Genomic DNA, 16,117 nt, shown 5'->3' with positions numbered 1-16,117 from the left:
GATTACAGAATCGGCTGAGGAAAGTCATAGCAATTCAGGTCGCCCAAGCCAGGTGACTACATGGAGCGGCCCATCCTTCAGAATCGAGGCTGTAACGCACCTTCTGGAATGTAACAGCGTCAATGTTACATTCCCAAAACCACGTTACAAGCCCCATAAACATTGGGTTTGCGACCAAACCGCAAGCGGAGCGCGCAAGCCACGATGGCTGAAGGCGTGAGGATGGAAGCCCGTAGGGCCGTGACCGGCAAGCCGGGCACGGTTTACGACAGCCGTCCCCCACAGGGGCACGCTCAAGTATCAGCGATGCATTTTGCTGAATCGCTGTACTAACTTGTCCGGAGCAATCGACTTCCAGGTCTCAAGCGAAGTTGCCTTACGGAACAAGTTGATACCTACGCCAACGAAACCAGCGAACACCAAACCAGCAATGGTAAGTGAATAGCCAGTCAGATCGGATACAAATTGGGCAAAGCCATTGTACGATCCACCACTTGTATCAAACGCGCCGATTGCAAAAAACAACCCAATCCAGGATAGCAGAAACGCCACGCCCGCGATTACCGCACCGTTCACCCAAATACCTACCTGGCTTGTGTACTTCAAGCTAGGCTGCTCTAGGATTTTCCCGTTTTCGGCCTTTACAGCCATTACAAATCCTGTATTTTTTTGCTTATTCCTCGACTTCTGCACAAGGCCATAAAAGTCATACCGGCCACCATTCTCCAACTCCTCATAAATTCGAGTAGGCATCCGAAAATTAGGAATGAGGACGTCGTCGATTTTCATGATGACTTGCACATTATCTGAGAAGCTCTCAAAAACTCGTATGTCCTGTAGGCACCCTGAAAACTTCAGATATTCAAACTTTATAAACACTTGCAGCTCCTTGCTCAATTCCTGAATGACAGGCAGGGGAAGGCCTCGAGCACACCTCGGCATGCTCAGGCTCGATCTAAATCAGTGCAGCTGTGTATTAGGGAAGCGGTCTCCAACCAAGCGGCAGAAATCCCTCAAGCTGCGGCGCCCACCATCACGGCGGAAGGTAGCCACGACATACTTGGAGTTCATGGTCGTGATCACCCAGAACTTGCCTTCCTTCCTGACATTCACGATGTCGGATGTCTGGATCAGGTGCCCATCGGCAAAACGACCATGAGGCCCTTGCCGCACATGCCCGAAGACGACGCCAACGGCGCTCAACCGATGAATGTGGACATTCATCAGAAACGCAGTGACTTCGTCCTCATACCCCTGGCCTATAGCTCGAGCAATACGCAACAGATCGAAGTCCGAGTAGCGCTTCATGTGGTAGTCCACCTTCACCGTGTTGACCTCTGACATGCCTAAGCCCTCCGAGGCTCTGAAGCATTGGCCTGAGCCATACCGCGTCGGTACAGCTCTTTGACGTCGCTCAGGGAGTCGGCACCGAGATCAGGCTCATGCGTATCGACATACACAGCACCACCTTCTACTTCCAGAACACAGATGGCCACACCAGCCTGGTTGTGTCCCATCGAAAGCGACGTGAGCTTCTCCATCTTCCAGCAGCCATCCTTGTTCATCCAGGATGGGGTGACGGCTTGGACTTCCTGCACCACCAGGCTCTCGTCTTGCGCTACCAACAGCTCGACGAGGCGCATCTCATCGTTGAGCAACTCTTCGTAGGCAACGAACCGATCCTCATGCCGGCGCTTGAGGCTGACGTGATACCAGTGAGTGGCCAGAGATCGGGTGACGGCATGGAAATGAGCCAGACCGTCCCCAAACATGCCTACCGGGCCAGCTTGGTCTTGCGTGCTAATGCGGAACATCGTGAATCTCATCAGGGCAAGCCCGCCAGGCGGAACCTGCGGGTCAACATAAGCCGAAAATTGTCTTCAGCGAGGCGGTCTGCTCACGACCAGGGCCAACCAGAACGTACACGGTGTTGCGCGTTTCGAACATGCAAACGCCGTCATAGGTCTTGCACAGCGTCGAGCGCACCCATCCCCCTGGCGGGAATCGCCCCTCGCTGTCGTAGTTGACGCAATGGGAGTACAGGAACATCGGCTGCAGGCCTACAGACCGGACTCTGTCCAGCGACTCCTGCGGCTCATCAACGTGGAAGATGAGCCAGTCCTCAACCAAGCAATAGGGCCTGCGAGGAAAGCGTTCGGCAAGCAGTGCCTCAATTTCGGGTTGGGACAGTGACGTCCCAGCGGAAGAGACATGCCCTTCCTGGAGCAGCTCATGCTCTACGGAGCTATCAGTCACCAAAAACCTCGGTATCCAAAACGACGACGTGATGCGAATGGGAACGTAGAAGCAGATCGCCATTTGTTTCACTCGAACAAATATATCTGTTTGAGTGAAACGAGGCAAACGGGGCATACCGTCTCCTTTTGCGGAGACAGAAATGTCGCTACGCCATTCTCTGGCCGCCGTGCTGCAGCAACTGCGAGTCCGGCAAGGGCTATCCCAGCAGGATCTGTCGGGCCCTCTTCTTCAGCAGACCGTCCATACCGTGGAAGCGGCAACCACGACGGCTACCATTGATACCCTCACTGATTTGGCCACTGCATTGAAAGTTAGCCCGACCAGCCTATTCGCTATGGTCATCGCAGCGGAAAGCCAAGTGACGACACGCCAAGTGCTACAGCAAGCACTGGATGAGGTAGAGGGATTGGGGAGAGCGGATGATCTGTTGGAGCGACTGCCCCGCGAGATTGAACATCCTCGCGTTACAGCGTCTAGGGAGAAGTGGAAGGCTGTGCAATCCCTGAAGAAGGATGGCCTCACACCACCTGAGGTGGCTCGGGCTCTGGGTTACTCAAGGAGCACTGTGTGGCGGCTCTGGGAGCGAGAGCCAGGCAGATAAGCCCTCAAAGCACGTCAACTAGGGCATGCCCTGGCGCACCTCAGTGCCGAGGGAAAGCATAGGCCTATGGTTTCTGGACGAAATGCTTCAACCTCTCCCGCGCCTCCAGCACTTGCTCACGGATCTCTTCAGGGTCGATGGACATGCGGCCCTCCGGCGTCACCCTGAGCGTCTTAAGGCTGTTTACCGCTTCGATGAACTCACGCTCACGCCGTTTTTCCCACTCAGGGCGGCGGTCGGGGTTGATGTTGTTCCAAATTCGTGAAAGCCGCTTGAGTATCATTCCCATGCTTTTCGTAGCCGATTTTCCACGATCATACGTTAGCTCCTGATCAGTTATCACGTTCCCTGACGCTCAGCCACCCATCCGTGCTCACGTCTCGGCTATACCGGACATGATGGCAAAATGGTATGTTCCGGAACACAAAGTGGAATCAGGCACAGGGAATGTGGAATCAAGAACAGGTAGATCAGGTTAGCGTCCCTCCGCTTTCGTCGGACGCGACCATGCCTACACCTGCATGCGCTTCAATAAGACCCCAACTTCCTGAGCAGGAATTCACCATAGCCTCAGTGAGGCTTCTCGCTCTCTGTCTCATCAACTCAACAATTAGCCACGATAGGCAACACTGGTGCGCAGAAAATCTAGGTTTGAAGGCTAAATATGGCAAATGAACGGGTAAAGTATAGCCCTGAAGAGCATAGCATCTTGTATGGAGAGACAGGAGGTGCCTGCCCTCTGTGTACACAACCAATCCTCATAAAGAAAGTCGGCTCCAAGACCTCAAAAGGATATGAACTCGCACACATTTACCCTCTCAATCCAACAGCCGCTCAAGCACGAGCTTTAACTGGATTTCTGTTACCAGCAGACATCAATGGCCTAGAAAACTTGATATGTCTTTGCCCTAGCTGCCACACAAAATTCGATAAAGACTTCAAAATCGATGAGTACAAGCATATACGGGCCATCAAGGATGGTTTCATTAGAGACGCAGCTGCAAGAAAGGCAATTTCCGAGCACACGCTAAAAGAAGAAGTAAAGGAAATACTGGAAATTATCACCAGCTTGCAAATCGATGTCACAGACACGTTAGGCCTTGAGCTCGAGCTTGATGCCAAGAAGCTCAGCGACAAACTGAAGACAGGCGCCAGTAACTTTCTTAAGCGAAACATTCGCAACGATGTAGTTGATTATTTCGTTGCCATTCGTGAAGAAATGCGACTGTTAGAGATGCGAGACCAATCTGCCGTAAAGATTTTGCAAAACCAGGTCAATAGTTACTACTGGGAGATGCGCAAATTAAACCCAGATAACAAAGATCTTGTATTCAAATACATCACCGAGTGGATGAGCACTAGAACAGGCAAGTCAATCGATGCCTCAAGAGTTTTGACGTCATTCTTCGTGCAAAATTGTGAGGTATTCGATGTTAGTCCCTAGCAAATTTACAAAACTTGAAGAATCAACGATTTTCAAAATGCTTGCGATACTCGCTGACAAAACGCCAGGGGAGACCGTGACCCAAGCATTATCAAGGACAAAAGACGACTTCTTGGATGCATCCGAGTTTCTCACCGCAATGGACATTTTATATTTTCTCGGATACTTGGACGTCCAAGATGAATCTGGAGTGATTGAATATGCTTAAACAGATAAAGTGCAACCTATTCAATCAGAGCACTATTGACTTCCACGCCGGACTAAACGTTATCCTCGGAGATGACGAAGCTAAGAACTCAATTGGCAAATCATCAGCCCTTCTTGTAATCGACTTTGCAATGGGCGGCGACAGCCTGTTGGATGATGACGCTGGAGCTATCGAGTTCCTTGGGCACCACTCATACGAAATCACATTTGAATTTGGTGGCGTGCCCCTGTTCGTCACAAGGTCTACGAAGCAAGCAGACTTTGTGGATATTTGTGACTCAAATCATGTCAAGCTAGATGAGATAACAGTCGAGGCCTATAGGGAGAAGCTCAAGAGCCTCTACGACCTGTCGGAACTAGAGAGCTCCTTCCGATCCATCGTTGGGCCTTTTGCTCGAATATGGAACAAGGGGGAAGCGGATCCAGATCACCCACTGGCGGGTAATCCAAAAGAAAAGCTCGGCGCCGGTGTAGCCAGGCTGGTCGACCTATTCGAACGCACTGGTGATGTTTCTGTAGAGCGAGCCGTACTTCAGACATTGCAAGACAAAAGAAACCTGATGAACAAGTCGATGACTGCGGAAATTATTCCACGGATCACGATGACCAAGTACAAAGCCAACAAAAAACTCATTGAAACCAATGCGCAAGCCATTAGTGACATTAAGGACAACTTCGCAGGCGCCATCACTGCATACGAAGCCCTGTTCGACGATAAGTTAAGAGCTATACAGCAGACAAAAAATAATATGGTGAGCAAGAGAAATCTGGTCTCTGCAAGAAGAGAAAAGCTCCAAACAGACATCTCCGGAATAACACCTCGTCTCGCGGCGAATATAGCCCTCGTTGCTGAGTTTTTCCCAGACGCCAATCTCGAGCGCCTTGAGATGGTAGAGCAATTTCACGCCAAAATAGGAAAGCTCGTGAGCAAGGAGCTCAAAACTGAGCTTGAGTTACTAATTGCGAACGAAACTGAGATCACAACAGCGATTACCGACCTTGACCAGCAGATAAAGCTGACACTTAAGGCCAAAGGCACTCCCACAGACCTATTTGCGAAAGTTTTCGAACTCAAAGAAGTCACCGACAAAGCTAAAGAGGAAAATAAGTTCTTTGAACAGAAGGCCTCTATTGAGGGTAGTGAAGCAGCCACTAAAACTCGTCTAGAAGCCATCTATAATAAAATCTTCCTTGAGATTGAGAGCGCAATAAATAAAAAGCTTGAGAAATTTAACAAGCTGGTATACGGCCCTGAACGCAAGCCATCACGACTACATCTTAAAAAGGCCAACTCTTATAGCTTCACTTCGCGCATGGATACTGGAACAGGCAAGTCGTATGCTGGTCTGGTTGGATTTGACCTTTCAATGCTTTCGCTCACGCGACTACCGTTCGTAATCCATGACTCGATGATTTACAAGAACATTGAAATTGCCGCCACGGAGCACATTATTCGCATCCTGGCCTCATTCAAAAATAAGCAAATTTTCCTGGCTTTTGATGAGGCCAAGAAATTCAATAGCACAACTCAGGACACCCTGAACGCCAAGATGGTGTTGCAATTACACCGCGACAAGCTCCTCTATACCCAGGACTGGAGGGCGAAAGAGAAGCGGACATAAGGTGTCTGTCGGGTACGTGTCGTGTCCCGACGCCTTGGGCGCCTACATGCTTGAGCTACCACGACAGCCACAGGGCAGGACACACGAGATGGGCATTTTCGACGCAACCGACACGCGCCTCCTTAGCAAAGCCGAACTGGGCCAGGTAATCAGGTATCTCCGAGAACTCCGCCAATGGTCTCAAGAAACACTGGCGGAGCTTGCCCAGACCACACCGCGCACGATCCAGCGGGTGGAAGCTGGTTCGGGAGCAAACCTCAACACCCTACGCTCCTTGGCCAGTGCGTTTGATATCCAAGACATCGACATTTTCAACAAGCCGATGGCTATTCCCACCGGTGAACAGCTTCAGGCCGCCCGTGAGCAGTTCGAGAAGGACTACATCACGAGCAAAGCTCTGAAGATCGAGTCTGGCAGGTTTTTGGCGAAGCTTGCCGCCGAGAGTGTAGGCGACTACATCGAGCCGGCGTTTGAGCTTTCCCAAGAGCAGGCCGTGATTTTCGCAGAATTGACGGACTATGTACGTGAGTACCGCGACTGCGCGGAGCTCTACACAAGCACGTCACTCCTAGAGGTCTTTGACGAACTTCAGAATCTCCTGACGCGCCTGGGCGATCAAGGCGTCACGCTCCGTTATGCGACTCGGCAAGTCCTACAGAAAACGTCTCTACCTCAGCAAGAACTGCAGCCTGTGGGGCAGGTGCTTTACCTAGTGGGTTTTAGTGATGGGGAAGTACCCAACGAGATCGCCATGCCAAAAAACATCAGCTTCTGGTAACGCCTAATTTCGCCCATCTGCAAACGACAGCTGTTTAAACGGGCCTTAGGGCTTCCCAGGGCAGCTTTCATGCTTCTTGCTGGATAGGGCGCTCCACACCGATCACCGCCAGCGTAGAGCGCCCTGGTTGAAAGCCCATCAACAAAAAAGCCACCTTGGGGTGGCTTTCATGCTCTGCCTCGCGGCGAATTCAGAATGGTGCTTGGATGCACCAAGCGATGATCAGCTACAAGCATGAGTCAGGACGCTCAGTGCTTAAGGTAATGCGTCCCCTGCTGGAATCGAACCAGCATCTAGCCCTTAGGAGGGGCTTGTTCTATCCGTTAAACTAAGGAGACATCGAGCGCTGTATCTTACGCAAAACCAAGGGCTTAGGAAAGTTAACCTTCCCTCCACTCCCCATGGGCATCCCACCCTCTCAGATCTCTACCTAATAGCGGTAGGACTATCCGCTAGGACAGGAGACTATACCCCACCCCAGATAAGAACCTGCAACCTTCCCCTTAGGAGGGGGATGCTCTATCCAATTGAGCTACTGAGACGCAAGTGCCGGCAGCGAACGCTGCATAGCGGGACGGCCAGCATGTTAACCAGCATGCTGGCGTTTGTCATGCCTCAAGCGGGCTTTTTCGCGTAATCCTTTTCTGCCAATGCTACACCTGCGCCAGCACACCTTCATCATGCAGCAGCGTGAACAATGCCGCGACTGCGGTTTCCAGGGTGGTGGAGTTGTCCAGCACATGCAGCGACGGATCTGCCAGCGCCTGCAAGCGTGCATTACGTGCCAGGCGCTGCTCGATTTCTTCTGCGCTTTCCCGGCCGCGGGCCAACAGGCGCTCGCGGAGCACTCCGTGCCTGACCTCCACCAGCACTGCCAACAGGTTCGGGTAGCGCCGGCGCGCCTCGGCGAGATAAGCCCGCGAACCATTCACCAGCACCGACCTGCCCGCCGACAGCCACTGATCCACCTGCAGTGGAATGCCGTAATCCAGGCCATTGGCGCGCCAATGCATGGCGAACGCGCCCTGTGCGCGCATTGCTTCGAACTGTTCGGCCGTTACGCCATGGGCGGCTTCGCCCTTGGCTTCAGCCGAACGGGTAATGACGCGACGAGCGATTTCCACCCCGGCGGCTGAAAGCCGCTCACGGGAAGCGTCAATCAGGGAATCTTTCCCGGAACCCGACGGTCCTACCAGATATATCAACCGGCCTGTGCCTGATTGGCGGTCGCTTGCGTCATGTTGCATAGCCACTATGCTCTATGGAGGAAAACCCGCACATTCTAGGGACTTTCCCGGGCTTTTGGTGCGTTTTACCCGTTTTTGACGGCAAAAGTCTGACGATTGGGCAAGCCGGTACATGTAAAACTTTTCAAACCAGTACTCATTTCTGATAATTGGTACTGGCAAAAAGCCTTTATCCGGCTCACTATTTGTCACAGAATTGACGCCAAGGAAACGGCGACCATGAGGCAAGATGAGCATCCATTTTTCACAGACGGTTGAACATTTCGTCGTCGCCACGGTCGTACTACCACCCCGTGCGGCCAATTTGAGAACCGCTTCCCCTGAACCAAAATCCGGTCAATTTATATGCGCCCAATGAAACAGGCTATTTATTCGAGCCGCACCGCTGACAAGTTCGTCGTCCGCCTGCCCGACGGGATGCGTGAGCGCATTGCCGAGGTAGCGCGCAACCATCACCGCAGCATGAACTCCGAAATCATCGCGCGCCTGGAACAGAGCCTTATCCAGGAAGGTGCGCTGGGTGACGATTTGAGCATGCGCCTGGACAGCCCCGAACTGTCCCTGCATGAACGCGAGTTGCTGCAACGCTTCCGCCAACTGTCGCACCGCCAGCAGAACGCGCTGGTGGCCCTCATCGCTCACGATGTGGAAATGGCTGCCGACGCCTCCTGAGGCTTGCAACCGAACACAAAAAAGCCAGCGTAAGCTGCTTTTTTGTGAATGGTGATCCTGCAAGAGACGCGATCCGTTTGTTTGTAGGAGCGTGGGCTACAGCAGGAACAGCGTGGCCAACCCGAGGAAGATGAAGAACCCACCACTGTCGGTCACCGCGGTAATCATCACGCTGGAGCCCATCGCCGGGTCGCGCCCCAGGCGTGTCAGGGTCATCGGGATCAACACCCCCATCAAGGCCGCCAACAGCAGGTTCAAGGTCATCGCCGCAGTCATCACCAGGCCCAACGACCAGCTGCCATACAGCCAGAACGCCACCGCACCGATCACCCCGCCCCAGATCAGGCCGTTGAGCAGCGATACCGCCAGCTCCTTGCGCATCAGGCGGCTGGTGTTGCCCGGCGACACCTGGTCCAGCGCCATGGCACGCACGATCATGGTGATGGTCTGGTTACCGGAGTTGCCGCCAATGCCTGCCACGATCGGCATCAGTGCGGCCAGGGCCACCAGTTTCTCGATCGAACCTTCGAACAGGCCGATCACTCGCGAGGCAACGAAAGCGGTAATCAGGTTGATAGCCAACCAGGCCCAGCGGTTGCGCAGCGAACGCCAGACCGAGGCGAAGATGTCTTCTTCCTCGCGCAAACCGGCCATGTTCAGCACTTCGCTTTCGCTTTCTTCACGAATCAGGTCGACCATCTCGTCGATGGTCAAGCGGCCGATCAGGCGTTCGTTCTTGTCCACAACTGGCGCAGATACCAAGTCATAACGCTCGAAGGCCTGCGCCGCATCATAGGCATCTTCCTCGGGGTGGAAGGAGACCGGATCGGTCGCCATGACCTCCGCCACCTTCTTCTCCGGGTCGTTGACCAGCAGGCGCTTGATCGGCAATACGCCCTTGAGAATGCCGTCATAGTCGACCACGAAGAGTTTGTCGGTGTGGTTCGGCAGCTCTTTCAGGCGGCGCAGGTAGCGCAACACCACTTCCAGGCTGACGTCTTCGCGGATGGTGACCATCTCGAAGTCCATCAGCGCACCAACCTGCTCCTCGTCGTAGCTCAGCGCCGAACGCACGCGCTCGCGTTGCTGTGCATCGAGGGTTTCCATCAGCTCGTGAACAACGTCACGCGGCAGCTCTGGAGCCAGGTCGGCCAGCTCGTCGGCGTCCATTTCCTTGGCGGCGGCGAGCAGCTCGTGATCGTCCATGTCGGCGATCAGCGATTGCCGCACGGCGTCGGACACTTCCAGCAGGATGTCGCCATCGCGATCCGAGCGCACCAGTTGCCAGACCGTCAGGCGGTCTTCCAGGGGCAATGCTTCGAGGATGTAGGCGATGTCGGCGGGGTGCAGGTCGTCGAGTTTGCGCTGCAGCTCGACGAGGTTCTGGCGGTGGACCAGGTTTTCCACCAGGTCGTGGTGGGCGCCTTCCTGACGGTGGGTCAGGTCTTCTACCACGCGCTGGCGCTGCAGCAGTTCGACCACCTGGGCCAGGCGGTCCTGCAGGCTTTCCTGCGCTTTTTTTACTTCTACTTCAGTCATAGGCGAACTCCACTCCCAGCAGCGGAGCACGCCGGGAGAATCAATCGGTCAGATCTTTCTGTATGAATCTTGTTAGCGAGTAACTACTGGGTAAGTCCATGGTGGTTTTCCACAAGCCCCGGCGGGGCTGACGGGCGCAATCATACACTGCTAAAGCTGTCAGATCGCTTAAAATTTTTGGCCAGAACAATCGTTTGCGTGATAAAGCTGGGACAACGCTCGAAGCTATCAGTGCGACGGTGGGTCTGGCGGTTAAAGCACATTTGTTGTGTGCCTGGATGTGTATGCGATACCTGATCGAATTCGGGGCTGCTTTGCAGCCCTTTCGCCGACAAGCCAGCTCCCACAGGTATCGCGCTGCTCCCTGGACTGTGTTGTCCCTGTGGGAGCTGGCTTGCCGGCGATGGGCCGCATGGCGGCCTCAAGCTACACCACAATCATTACAGAAGAGCGTAGATCGACATCAGCAACAATTCATTGGCGCAGAAAAACAAAAAGCCCGCTCAATTGAGCGGGCTTCTTGATTTGGTGTGGCGGACTCAGGAGGATTCGAACCTCCGACCGCTCGGTTCGTAGCCGAGTACTCTATCCAGCTGAGCTATGAGTCCGTGGTGGTATTTTTAGACCAGATTACCACTGGTTGGTTGAAGTGCCTTTGCAAGCAGAGCCACTTCAAAAAGTGGCGGACTCAGCAGGATTCGAACCTGCGACCGCTCGGTTCGTAGCCGAGTACTCTATCCAGCTGAGCTATGAGTCCGCGATGGTAGTTTTAGACCAGATTACCACTGGTTGATTGAAGCAGCCTTGCAAGCAAAGCCACTTCAAAAGTGGCGGACTCAGGAGGATTCGAACCTCCGACCGCTCGGTTCGTAGCCGAGTACTCTATCCAGCTGAGCTATGAGTCCGTGTCTTGCCGCGCATTATAGGTCGCTGAAACATTTTTGCAAGAACTTTTTCGTTTAAAATCAACTACTTAGCGTTCTTACCGTTTACAGCGCCCTAAGCGAATAATGGCGGTGAAGGGGGGATTCGAACCCCCGATACCCTTATGAGGTATACTCCCTTAGCAGGGGAGCGCCTTCGGCCACTCGGCCACCTCACCGCAACACGAGGCGAATATTAAACAGGCTCTTCCTCGTTTGCAACCCTTTTTTTGAAAAAAACTTCAAAAAAATTAAAGGCTTGGCTCCTCGTCCTTCTCTTTCTTGATCCGCAGGTAGATTTCCTCGCGGTGCACAGCCACTTCTTTCGGGGCGCTGACGCCAATACGCACCTGGTTGCCTTTTACGCCGAGCACCGTCACGGTGATCTCGCCGTCTCCAATGATCAGGCTCTCGGCGCACCGACGAGTCAGAATCAACATAGCTTTCTCCTTACGCAAAACATTCAGGGGTAACAGTCTTGGGTGTCGCGGCCTAGTCGTGGACGACGACCTGGGCCTGGTTGCTCGCCACACAGGGCAGGACGGGCCTGCGTGGCGAGCAGAAACGCGAAGGGCGCGGCAAGCCGCGCCCTTCCAGGCAGCGTATTACTCGCTCTGTCGTGCCGGGGCGTCGAGCTCGAACGCGGTGTGCAGCGCGCGTACGGCCAGCTCCAGGTACTTCTCTTCGATCACGACCGAAACCTTGATCTCGGAGGTGGAGATCATCTGGATGTTGATGCTCTCCTTGGCCAGGGCTTCGAACATGCGGCTGGCAACACCGGCGTGCGAACGCATGCCGACGCCGACGATCGAGACCTTGGCGATCTTGGTGTCGCCGATCACTTCACGGGCACCGATTTCGCGGGCAGTGTTTTCCAGCACGCTCTGCGCCTTCTCGTACTCGTTGCGGTGCACGGTGAAGGTGAAGTCAGTGGTGTTATCGTGGGCAACGTTCTGCACGATCATGTCGACCTCGATGTTCGAGGCACTGATCGGGCCGAGGATCTTGAAGGCCACGCCCGGGGTGTCCGGCACGCCGCGAATGGTCAGCTTGGCTTCATCACGGTTGAAGGCGATACCGGAAATGATCGGCTGTTCCATGGATTCCTCTTCATCAATGGTAATGAGGGTACCCGGACCCTCCTTGAAGCTGTGCAGCACGCGCAGCGGAACGTTGTACTTGCCGGCGAATTCCACCGAACGGATCTGCAGCACCTTGGAACCGAGGCTGGCCATTTCCAGCATCTCTTCGAAGGTGATCTTCTCCAGGCGCTGGGCCTGCGGCACAACACGCGGGTCGGTGGTGTAGACGCCATCGACGTCGGTGTAGATCTGGCACTCGTCAGCCTTCAGCGCAGCCGCCAGGGCCACACCCGTGGTGTCGGAGCCACCACGGCCAAGCGTGGTGATGCTGCCGTGCTCGTCTACGCCCTGGAAGCCTGCTACCACGACCACGCGGCCTTCCTTGAGGTCGGCACGAATCTTCTGGTCGTCGATCTGCAGGATGCGCGCCTTGTTGTGTGCGCTGTCGGTGAGAATGCGCACCTGGTTGCCGGTGTAGGACACCGCTGGCACACCGCGCTTGATCAAGGCCATGGTCAGCAAGGCAATGGTGACCTGCTCACCGGTCGACACGATCACGTCCAGTTCACGCGGAACCGGCTGATCGGTGATCTGCTTGGCCAGGTCGATCAGGCGATTGGTTTCACCGCTCATTGCCGACAGCACAACCACCAGGTCGTCGCCCGCTTCACGGTGTTTCTTGACCTTATCGGCTACCTGCTCGATCCGCTCGATGGAACCGACAGAGGTGCCGCCAAATTTCTGTACGATCAACGCCATTTCAATGGTGCCTCAGCCCATACAGGGCCCCAAAAAACAATCCAACATGAAGAGGCCGGATGGGAGTGGCCTGTGTGGCTAATTCTTGCACCCAAATTCGGCACCAGGATTCGCCTCGCTGCGTTGCCACTCCTCGCCGTAGCCCGGCTACGACTCGTCGCGGCGCCTTGCGCGGCAAACCCTGGCACTCGAATTTGAGCGCAAGAATTAGCCGTACAGGCCACTAGACCGCCGGCCCCCTCATCTCAAAGTCCCTGCTCTGCGAATGGCACGGCCAGCGCCAGGGCCTGGTCCAGTGCGGCGACGTCGACGCCGCCACCCTGAGCCATGTCCGGACGACCACCGCCCTTGCCACCCACCGCCGCAGCGGCTTGTTTCATCAGATCGCCAGCCTTGAGTTGGCTGGAGAGGTCCTTGGTCACGCCGGCCACCAGCACAACCTTGCCCTCATGCTCGCTGCCCAGCAGGATCACTGCGTGGCCGAGCTTGTTCTTCAGCTGATCGACCAGCGCCAGCAGTGCCTTGCCGTCCTGTCCATCCAGGCGGGCGGCGAGCACCTTGGCGCCCTTGACCTCAACGGCCGCGTTGGAGAGATCATCCCCGGCGGCGCTGGCGGCCTTGGCCTGCAGCTGTTCCAGCTGCTTCTCCAGCTGGCGGTTGCGCTCAAGCACAGCCGACAGCTTGTCGATCAGGTTGTCGCGGTTACCCTTCACCAGTTGCGCGGCTTCCTTGACCTGCTCTTCGGCAGCGTTCAGGTAGGCCAGCGCAGCCGCACCGGTGACCGCTTCGATACGGCGCACGCCAGAAGCAACGCCGCCTTCGCTGATGATCTTGAACAGGCTGATGTCACCGGTGCGCTTGGCGTGGATACCGCCGCACAGCTCCACCGAGAAATCGCCGCCCATGCTCAGCACACGCACGGTGTCGCCGTACTTCTCGCCGAACAACGCCATGGCACCCTTGGCCTTGGCGGTTTCGATGTCGGTCAGTTCGGTTTCCACCGCAGTGTTCTTGCGCACTTCACGGTTGACGATGTCTTCCAGGGCCTTGATCTGCTCCGGTTTCACCGCCTCGAAGTGGCTGAAGTCGAAACGCAGGCGCTGGCTGTCGACCAGCGAGCCTTTCTGCTGTACGTGTTCGCCCAGTACCTGGCGCAGCGCTTCGTGCAGCAGGTGGGTGGCGGAGTGGTTCAGCGAGGTGGCGTGCTGCACGTCGGCATCGACCTTGGCCTCCACCGGGGAGCCGATCACCAGCGCACCGCTGGCAACCACGCCGTGGTGCAGGAAGGCACCACCGGTCTTGGTGGTGTCGCGCACATCGAAGCGCGCAGCGCCAGCCTGCAGGTAGCCGGTGTCGCCCACCTGGCCACCGGATTCGGCGTAGAACGGCGTGCGGTCGAGCACGACCACGCCCTGCTCGCCTTCACCCAGCTGGTCGACGGCCTGGCCGTCCTTGTACAGGGCGATTATCTTGCCCTGGCCTTCGGTGGCCTCGTAGCCGAGGAACTCGGTGGCGCTGTCGACCTTGACCAGGCTGTTGTAGTCCATGCCGAAGGCGCTGGCGGAACGGGCACGTTCACGCTGGGCGTCCATCTCGCGCTCGAAACCGGCTTCGTCGATGGTCAGCTCGCGCTCACGGGCGATGTCGGCGGTCAGGTCCATCGGGAAGCCGTAGGTGTCGTACAGCTTGAACACCACGTCGCCCGGCACCACGTCGCCCTCGAGCTGGGCCAGGTCCTGCTCGAGGATGCGCAGGCCCTGTTCCAAGGTCTTGGCGAACTGTTCTTCTTCAGCCTTGAGCACGCGCTCGATGTGCGCCTGCTGGCTGTTCAGTTCCGGGAAGGCCTCGCCCATTTCAGCGACCAGCGCGGCAACGATCTGGTAGAAGAAGCTGCCTTTGGCGCCCAGCTTGTTACCGTGGCGGCAGGCGCGGCGAATGATGCGGCGCAGCACGTAGCCACGGCCTTCGTTGGACGGCAGCACGCCGTCGGCGATCAGGAAGCCGCACGAACGGATGTGGTCGGCGACCACTTTCAGCGAGGCCTGGCCCTCATTGCTGCAACCGATGGCCTTGGCCGCGGCCGACAGCAGGTTCTGGAACAGGTCGATCTCGTAGTTCGAGTGCACGTGCTGCAGCACGGCGCTGACGCGCTCCAGGCCCATGCCGGTGTCCACCGACGGCGCTGGCAGCGGGTGCAGCACGCCGTCGGCGGTACGGTTGAACTGCATGAAGACGTTGTTCCAGATCTCGATGTAGCGATCGCCGTCTTCTTCCGGCGAGCCGGGTGGGCCGCCCCAGATGTCCGGGCCGTGGTCGTAGAAGATCTCGGTGCACGGGCCGCATGGGCCGGTGTCGCCCATGGTCCAGAAGTTGTCGGAAGCGTACGGGGCGCCCTTGTTGTCGCCGATACGCACCATGCGCTCGGCCGGCACGCCGACTTCCTTGGTCCAGATATCGTAGGCTTCGTCGTCAGTGGCGTAGACGGTGACCCAGAGCTTTTCCTTTGGCAGGTTCAGCCATTTTTCCGAAGTCAGGAAGGTCCAGGCGAAAGTGATCGCGTCGCGCTTGAAGTAGTCACCGAAGCTGAAGTTGCCCAGCATTTCGAAGAAGGTGTGGTGACGCGCGGTGTAACCGACGTTTTCCAGGTCGTTGTGCTTGCCGCCTGCGCGGACGCACTTCTGGCTACTGACGGCACGCGTGTAGGCACGCTTCTCCGCACCGAGGAAGCAGTCCTTGAACTGGTTCATGCCGGCATTGGTGAACAGCAGGGTCGGGTCGTTGTTCGGGATCAGCGAACTGGAGGCGACTCGGGTATGTCCCTGCTCTTCGAAGAAGCGAAGGAAGGCTTCACGGATTTCTGCGCTTTTCATAGGTTCTTCCACGGAAACGGCGGCCGTTTGGGCTAATACGTCGAATCGACGAAACGACGGCAAAGGGCGCCATTATATCCAGCCTGAACGGGAGATACAGTGTGTTTGTACACC

Annotated in this window: 16 protein-coding genes and 5 tRNA genes; 6 read left to right on the top strand and 15 right to left on the bottom strand. The window is 56.0% G+C overall.

Translation table 11 applies throughout. The annotated features are described in order from the left end of the window. Positions 1-300 precede the first annotated feature (300 nt). From RR51_RS03465 to RR51_RS03450, 4 genes are all read right to left on the bottom strand, one after another. Complete coding sequence (locus tag RR51_RS03465; RefSeq protein WP_236693249.1) at positions 301-789, bottom strand: hypothetical protein; 489 nt, start codon at positions 787-789, stop codon at positions 301-303. A 171-nt stretch (positions 790-960) separates the two neighbouring features. Continuing rightward, complete coding sequence (locus RR51_RS03460; protein ID WP_039612623.1) at positions 961-1,344, bottom strand: hypothetical protein; 384 nt, start codon at positions 1,342-1,344, stop codon at positions 961-963. Positions 1,345-1,346: 2 nt separating this feature from the next. Next, positions 1,347-1,814 carry a hypothetical protein gene (locus tag RR51_RS03455; protein WP_039612622.1) on the bottom strand — a complete coding sequence of 156 codons (468 nt, stop codon included), beginning with the start codon at positions 1,812-1,814 and terminating at the stop codon, positions 1,347-1,349. 43 nt (positions 1,815-1,857) lie between these two features. Then, the gene (locus RR51_RS03450) at positions 1,858-2,256 is read right to left on the bottom strand and encodes a DUF6957 family protein (protein WP_034048503.1); all 399 of its coding nucleotides are present in this window, start codon (positions 2,254-2,256) and stop codon (positions 1,858-1,860) included. Between the two features lie 142 nt (positions 2,257-2,398). Between RR51_RS03450 and RR51_RS31795 the strand changes: the two genes are divergently transcribed. Beyond that, entirely contained in the window at positions 2,399-2,860 is a 462-nt protein-coding gene (locus tag RR51_RS31795) for a helix-turn-helix domain-containing protein (protein ID WP_039612621.1), read from the top strand. 64 nt (positions 2,861-2,924) lie between these two features. Here the strand turns inward: RR51_RS31795 and RR51_RS03440 are convergent, their stop codons facing one another. After that, entirely contained in the window at positions 2,925-3,149 is a 225-nt protein-coding gene (locus RR51_RS03440) for a hypothetical protein (RefSeq protein WP_039612620.1), read from the bottom strand. A 375-nt stretch (positions 3,150-3,524) separates the two neighbouring features. Here RR51_RS03440 and RR51_RS03435 point away from each other — a divergent pair, with 375 nt between their 5' ends. The 4 genes from RR51_RS03435 to RR51_RS03420 all read left to right on the top strand — a co-directional run bounded on the left by RR51_RS03435 (position 3,525) and on the right by RR51_RS03420 (position 6,911). Continuing rightward, positions 3,525-4,304, top strand: coding sequence for an ABC-three component system protein (locus RR51_RS03435; RefSeq protein WP_039612619.1), 780 nt, complete (start codon positions 3,525-3,527; stop codon positions 4,302-4,304). Beyond that, entirely contained in the window at positions 4,291-4,512 is a 222-nt protein-coding gene (locus tag RR51_RS31880; RefSeq protein WP_039612618.1) for an ABC-three component system middle component 7, read from the top strand. The genes RR51_RS03435 and RR51_RS31880 overlap by 14 nt, the downstream gene beginning before the upstream one ends. Continuing rightward, entirely contained in the window at positions 4,505-6,133 is a 1,629-nt protein-coding gene (locus RR51_RS31475) for a DUF2326 domain-containing protein (RefSeq protein WP_039612617.1), read from the top strand. Before RR51_RS31880 ends, RR51_RS31475 begins: the two co-directional genes overlap by 8 nt. 88 nt (positions 6,134-6,221) lie before the next feature. Next, a complete protein-coding gene (locus tag RR51_RS03420; RefSeq protein WP_039612616.1) occupies positions 6,222-6,911 on the top strand; it encodes a helix-turn-helix domain-containing protein in 690 nt (229 codons plus the stop codon). A 266-nt stretch (positions 6,912-7,177) separates the two neighbouring features. Here RR51_RS03420 and RR51_RS03415 read toward each other — a convergent pair. Both RR51_RS03415 and phnN read right to left on the bottom strand, forming a co-directional pair. Continuing rightward, positions 7,178-7,249: transfer RNA gene (locus tag RR51_RS03415), tRNA-Arg, on the bottom strand. Positions 7,250-7,564: 315 nt separating this feature from the next. Further along, entirely contained in the window at positions 7,565-8,158 is a 594-nt protein-coding gene (gene phnN / locus RR51_RS03405) for a phosphonate metabolism protein/1,5-bisphosphokinase (PRPP-forming) PhnN (protein WP_039612615.1), read from the bottom strand. 345 nt (positions 8,159-8,503) lie between these two features. Between phnN and RR51_RS03400 the strand changes: the two genes are divergently transcribed. After that, positions 8,504-8,830: an Arc family DNA-binding protein gene (locus tag RR51_RS03400; protein ID WP_015271261.1), complete on the top strand. Its 327-nt coding sequence runs from the start codon at positions 8,504-8,506 to the stop codon at positions 8,828-8,830. A 96-nt stretch (positions 8,831-8,926) separates the two neighbouring features. On the opposite strand, the gene mgtE is transcribed toward RR51_RS03400, so the two are convergent. The 8 genes from mgtE to alaS all read right to left on the bottom strand — a co-directional run bounded on the left by mgtE (position 8,927) and on the right by alaS (position 16,003). Further along, complete coding sequence (mgtE, locus tag RR51_RS03395) at positions 8,927-10,369, bottom strand: magnesium transporter (protein WP_039612614.1); 1,443 nt, start codon at positions 10,367-10,369, stop codon at positions 8,927-8,929. A 531-nt stretch (positions 10,370-10,900) separates the two neighbouring features. Then, positions 10,901-10,977, bottom strand: a tRNA-Arg gene (locus tag RR51_RS03390). 72 nt (positions 10,978-11,049) lie between these two features. Next, positions 11,050-11,126: transfer RNA gene (locus RR51_RS03385), tRNA-Arg, on the bottom strand. Positions 11,127-11,197: 71 nt separating this feature from the next. Next, a tRNA-Arg gene (locus tag RR51_RS03380) sits at positions 11,198-11,274 on the bottom strand. Between the two features lie 106 nt (positions 11,275-11,380). Further along, a tRNA-Ser gene (locus RR51_RS03375) sits at positions 11,381-11,471 on the bottom strand. Positions 11,472-11,543: 72 nt separating this feature from the next. Then, positions 11,544-11,732, bottom strand: a complete 189-nt coding sequence (csrA, locus tag RR51_RS03370) for a carbon storage regulator CsrA (RefSeq protein ID WP_003254503.1) — start codon at positions 11,730-11,732, stop codon at positions 11,544-11,546. A gap of 165 nt (positions 11,733-11,897) precedes the next feature. Continuing rightward, complete coding sequence (locus RR51_RS03365; RefSeq protein ID WP_013973645.1) at positions 11,898-13,133, bottom strand: aspartate kinase; 1,236 nt, start codon at positions 13,131-13,133, stop codon at positions 11,898-11,900. 245 nt (positions 13,134-13,378) lie between these two features. After that, positions 13,379-16,003, bottom strand: a complete 2,625-nt coding sequence (alaS, locus tag RR51_RS03360) for an alanine--tRNA ligase (protein ID WP_015271263.1) — start codon at positions 16,001-16,003, stop codon at positions 13,379-13,381. Between the last annotated feature and the right edge of the window lie 114 nt (positions 16,004-16,117).

The sequence above is a fragment of the Pseudomonas sp. C5pp genome, assembly GCF_000814065.1.
Lineage (GTDB): Bacteria > Pseudomonadota > Gammaproteobacteria > Pseudomonadales > Pseudomonadaceae > Aquipseudomonas > Aquipseudomonas asiatica.
Note: the sequence above shows the minus strand (reverse complement) of the source record. Positions and strands in the feature narration are given on the sequence as shown.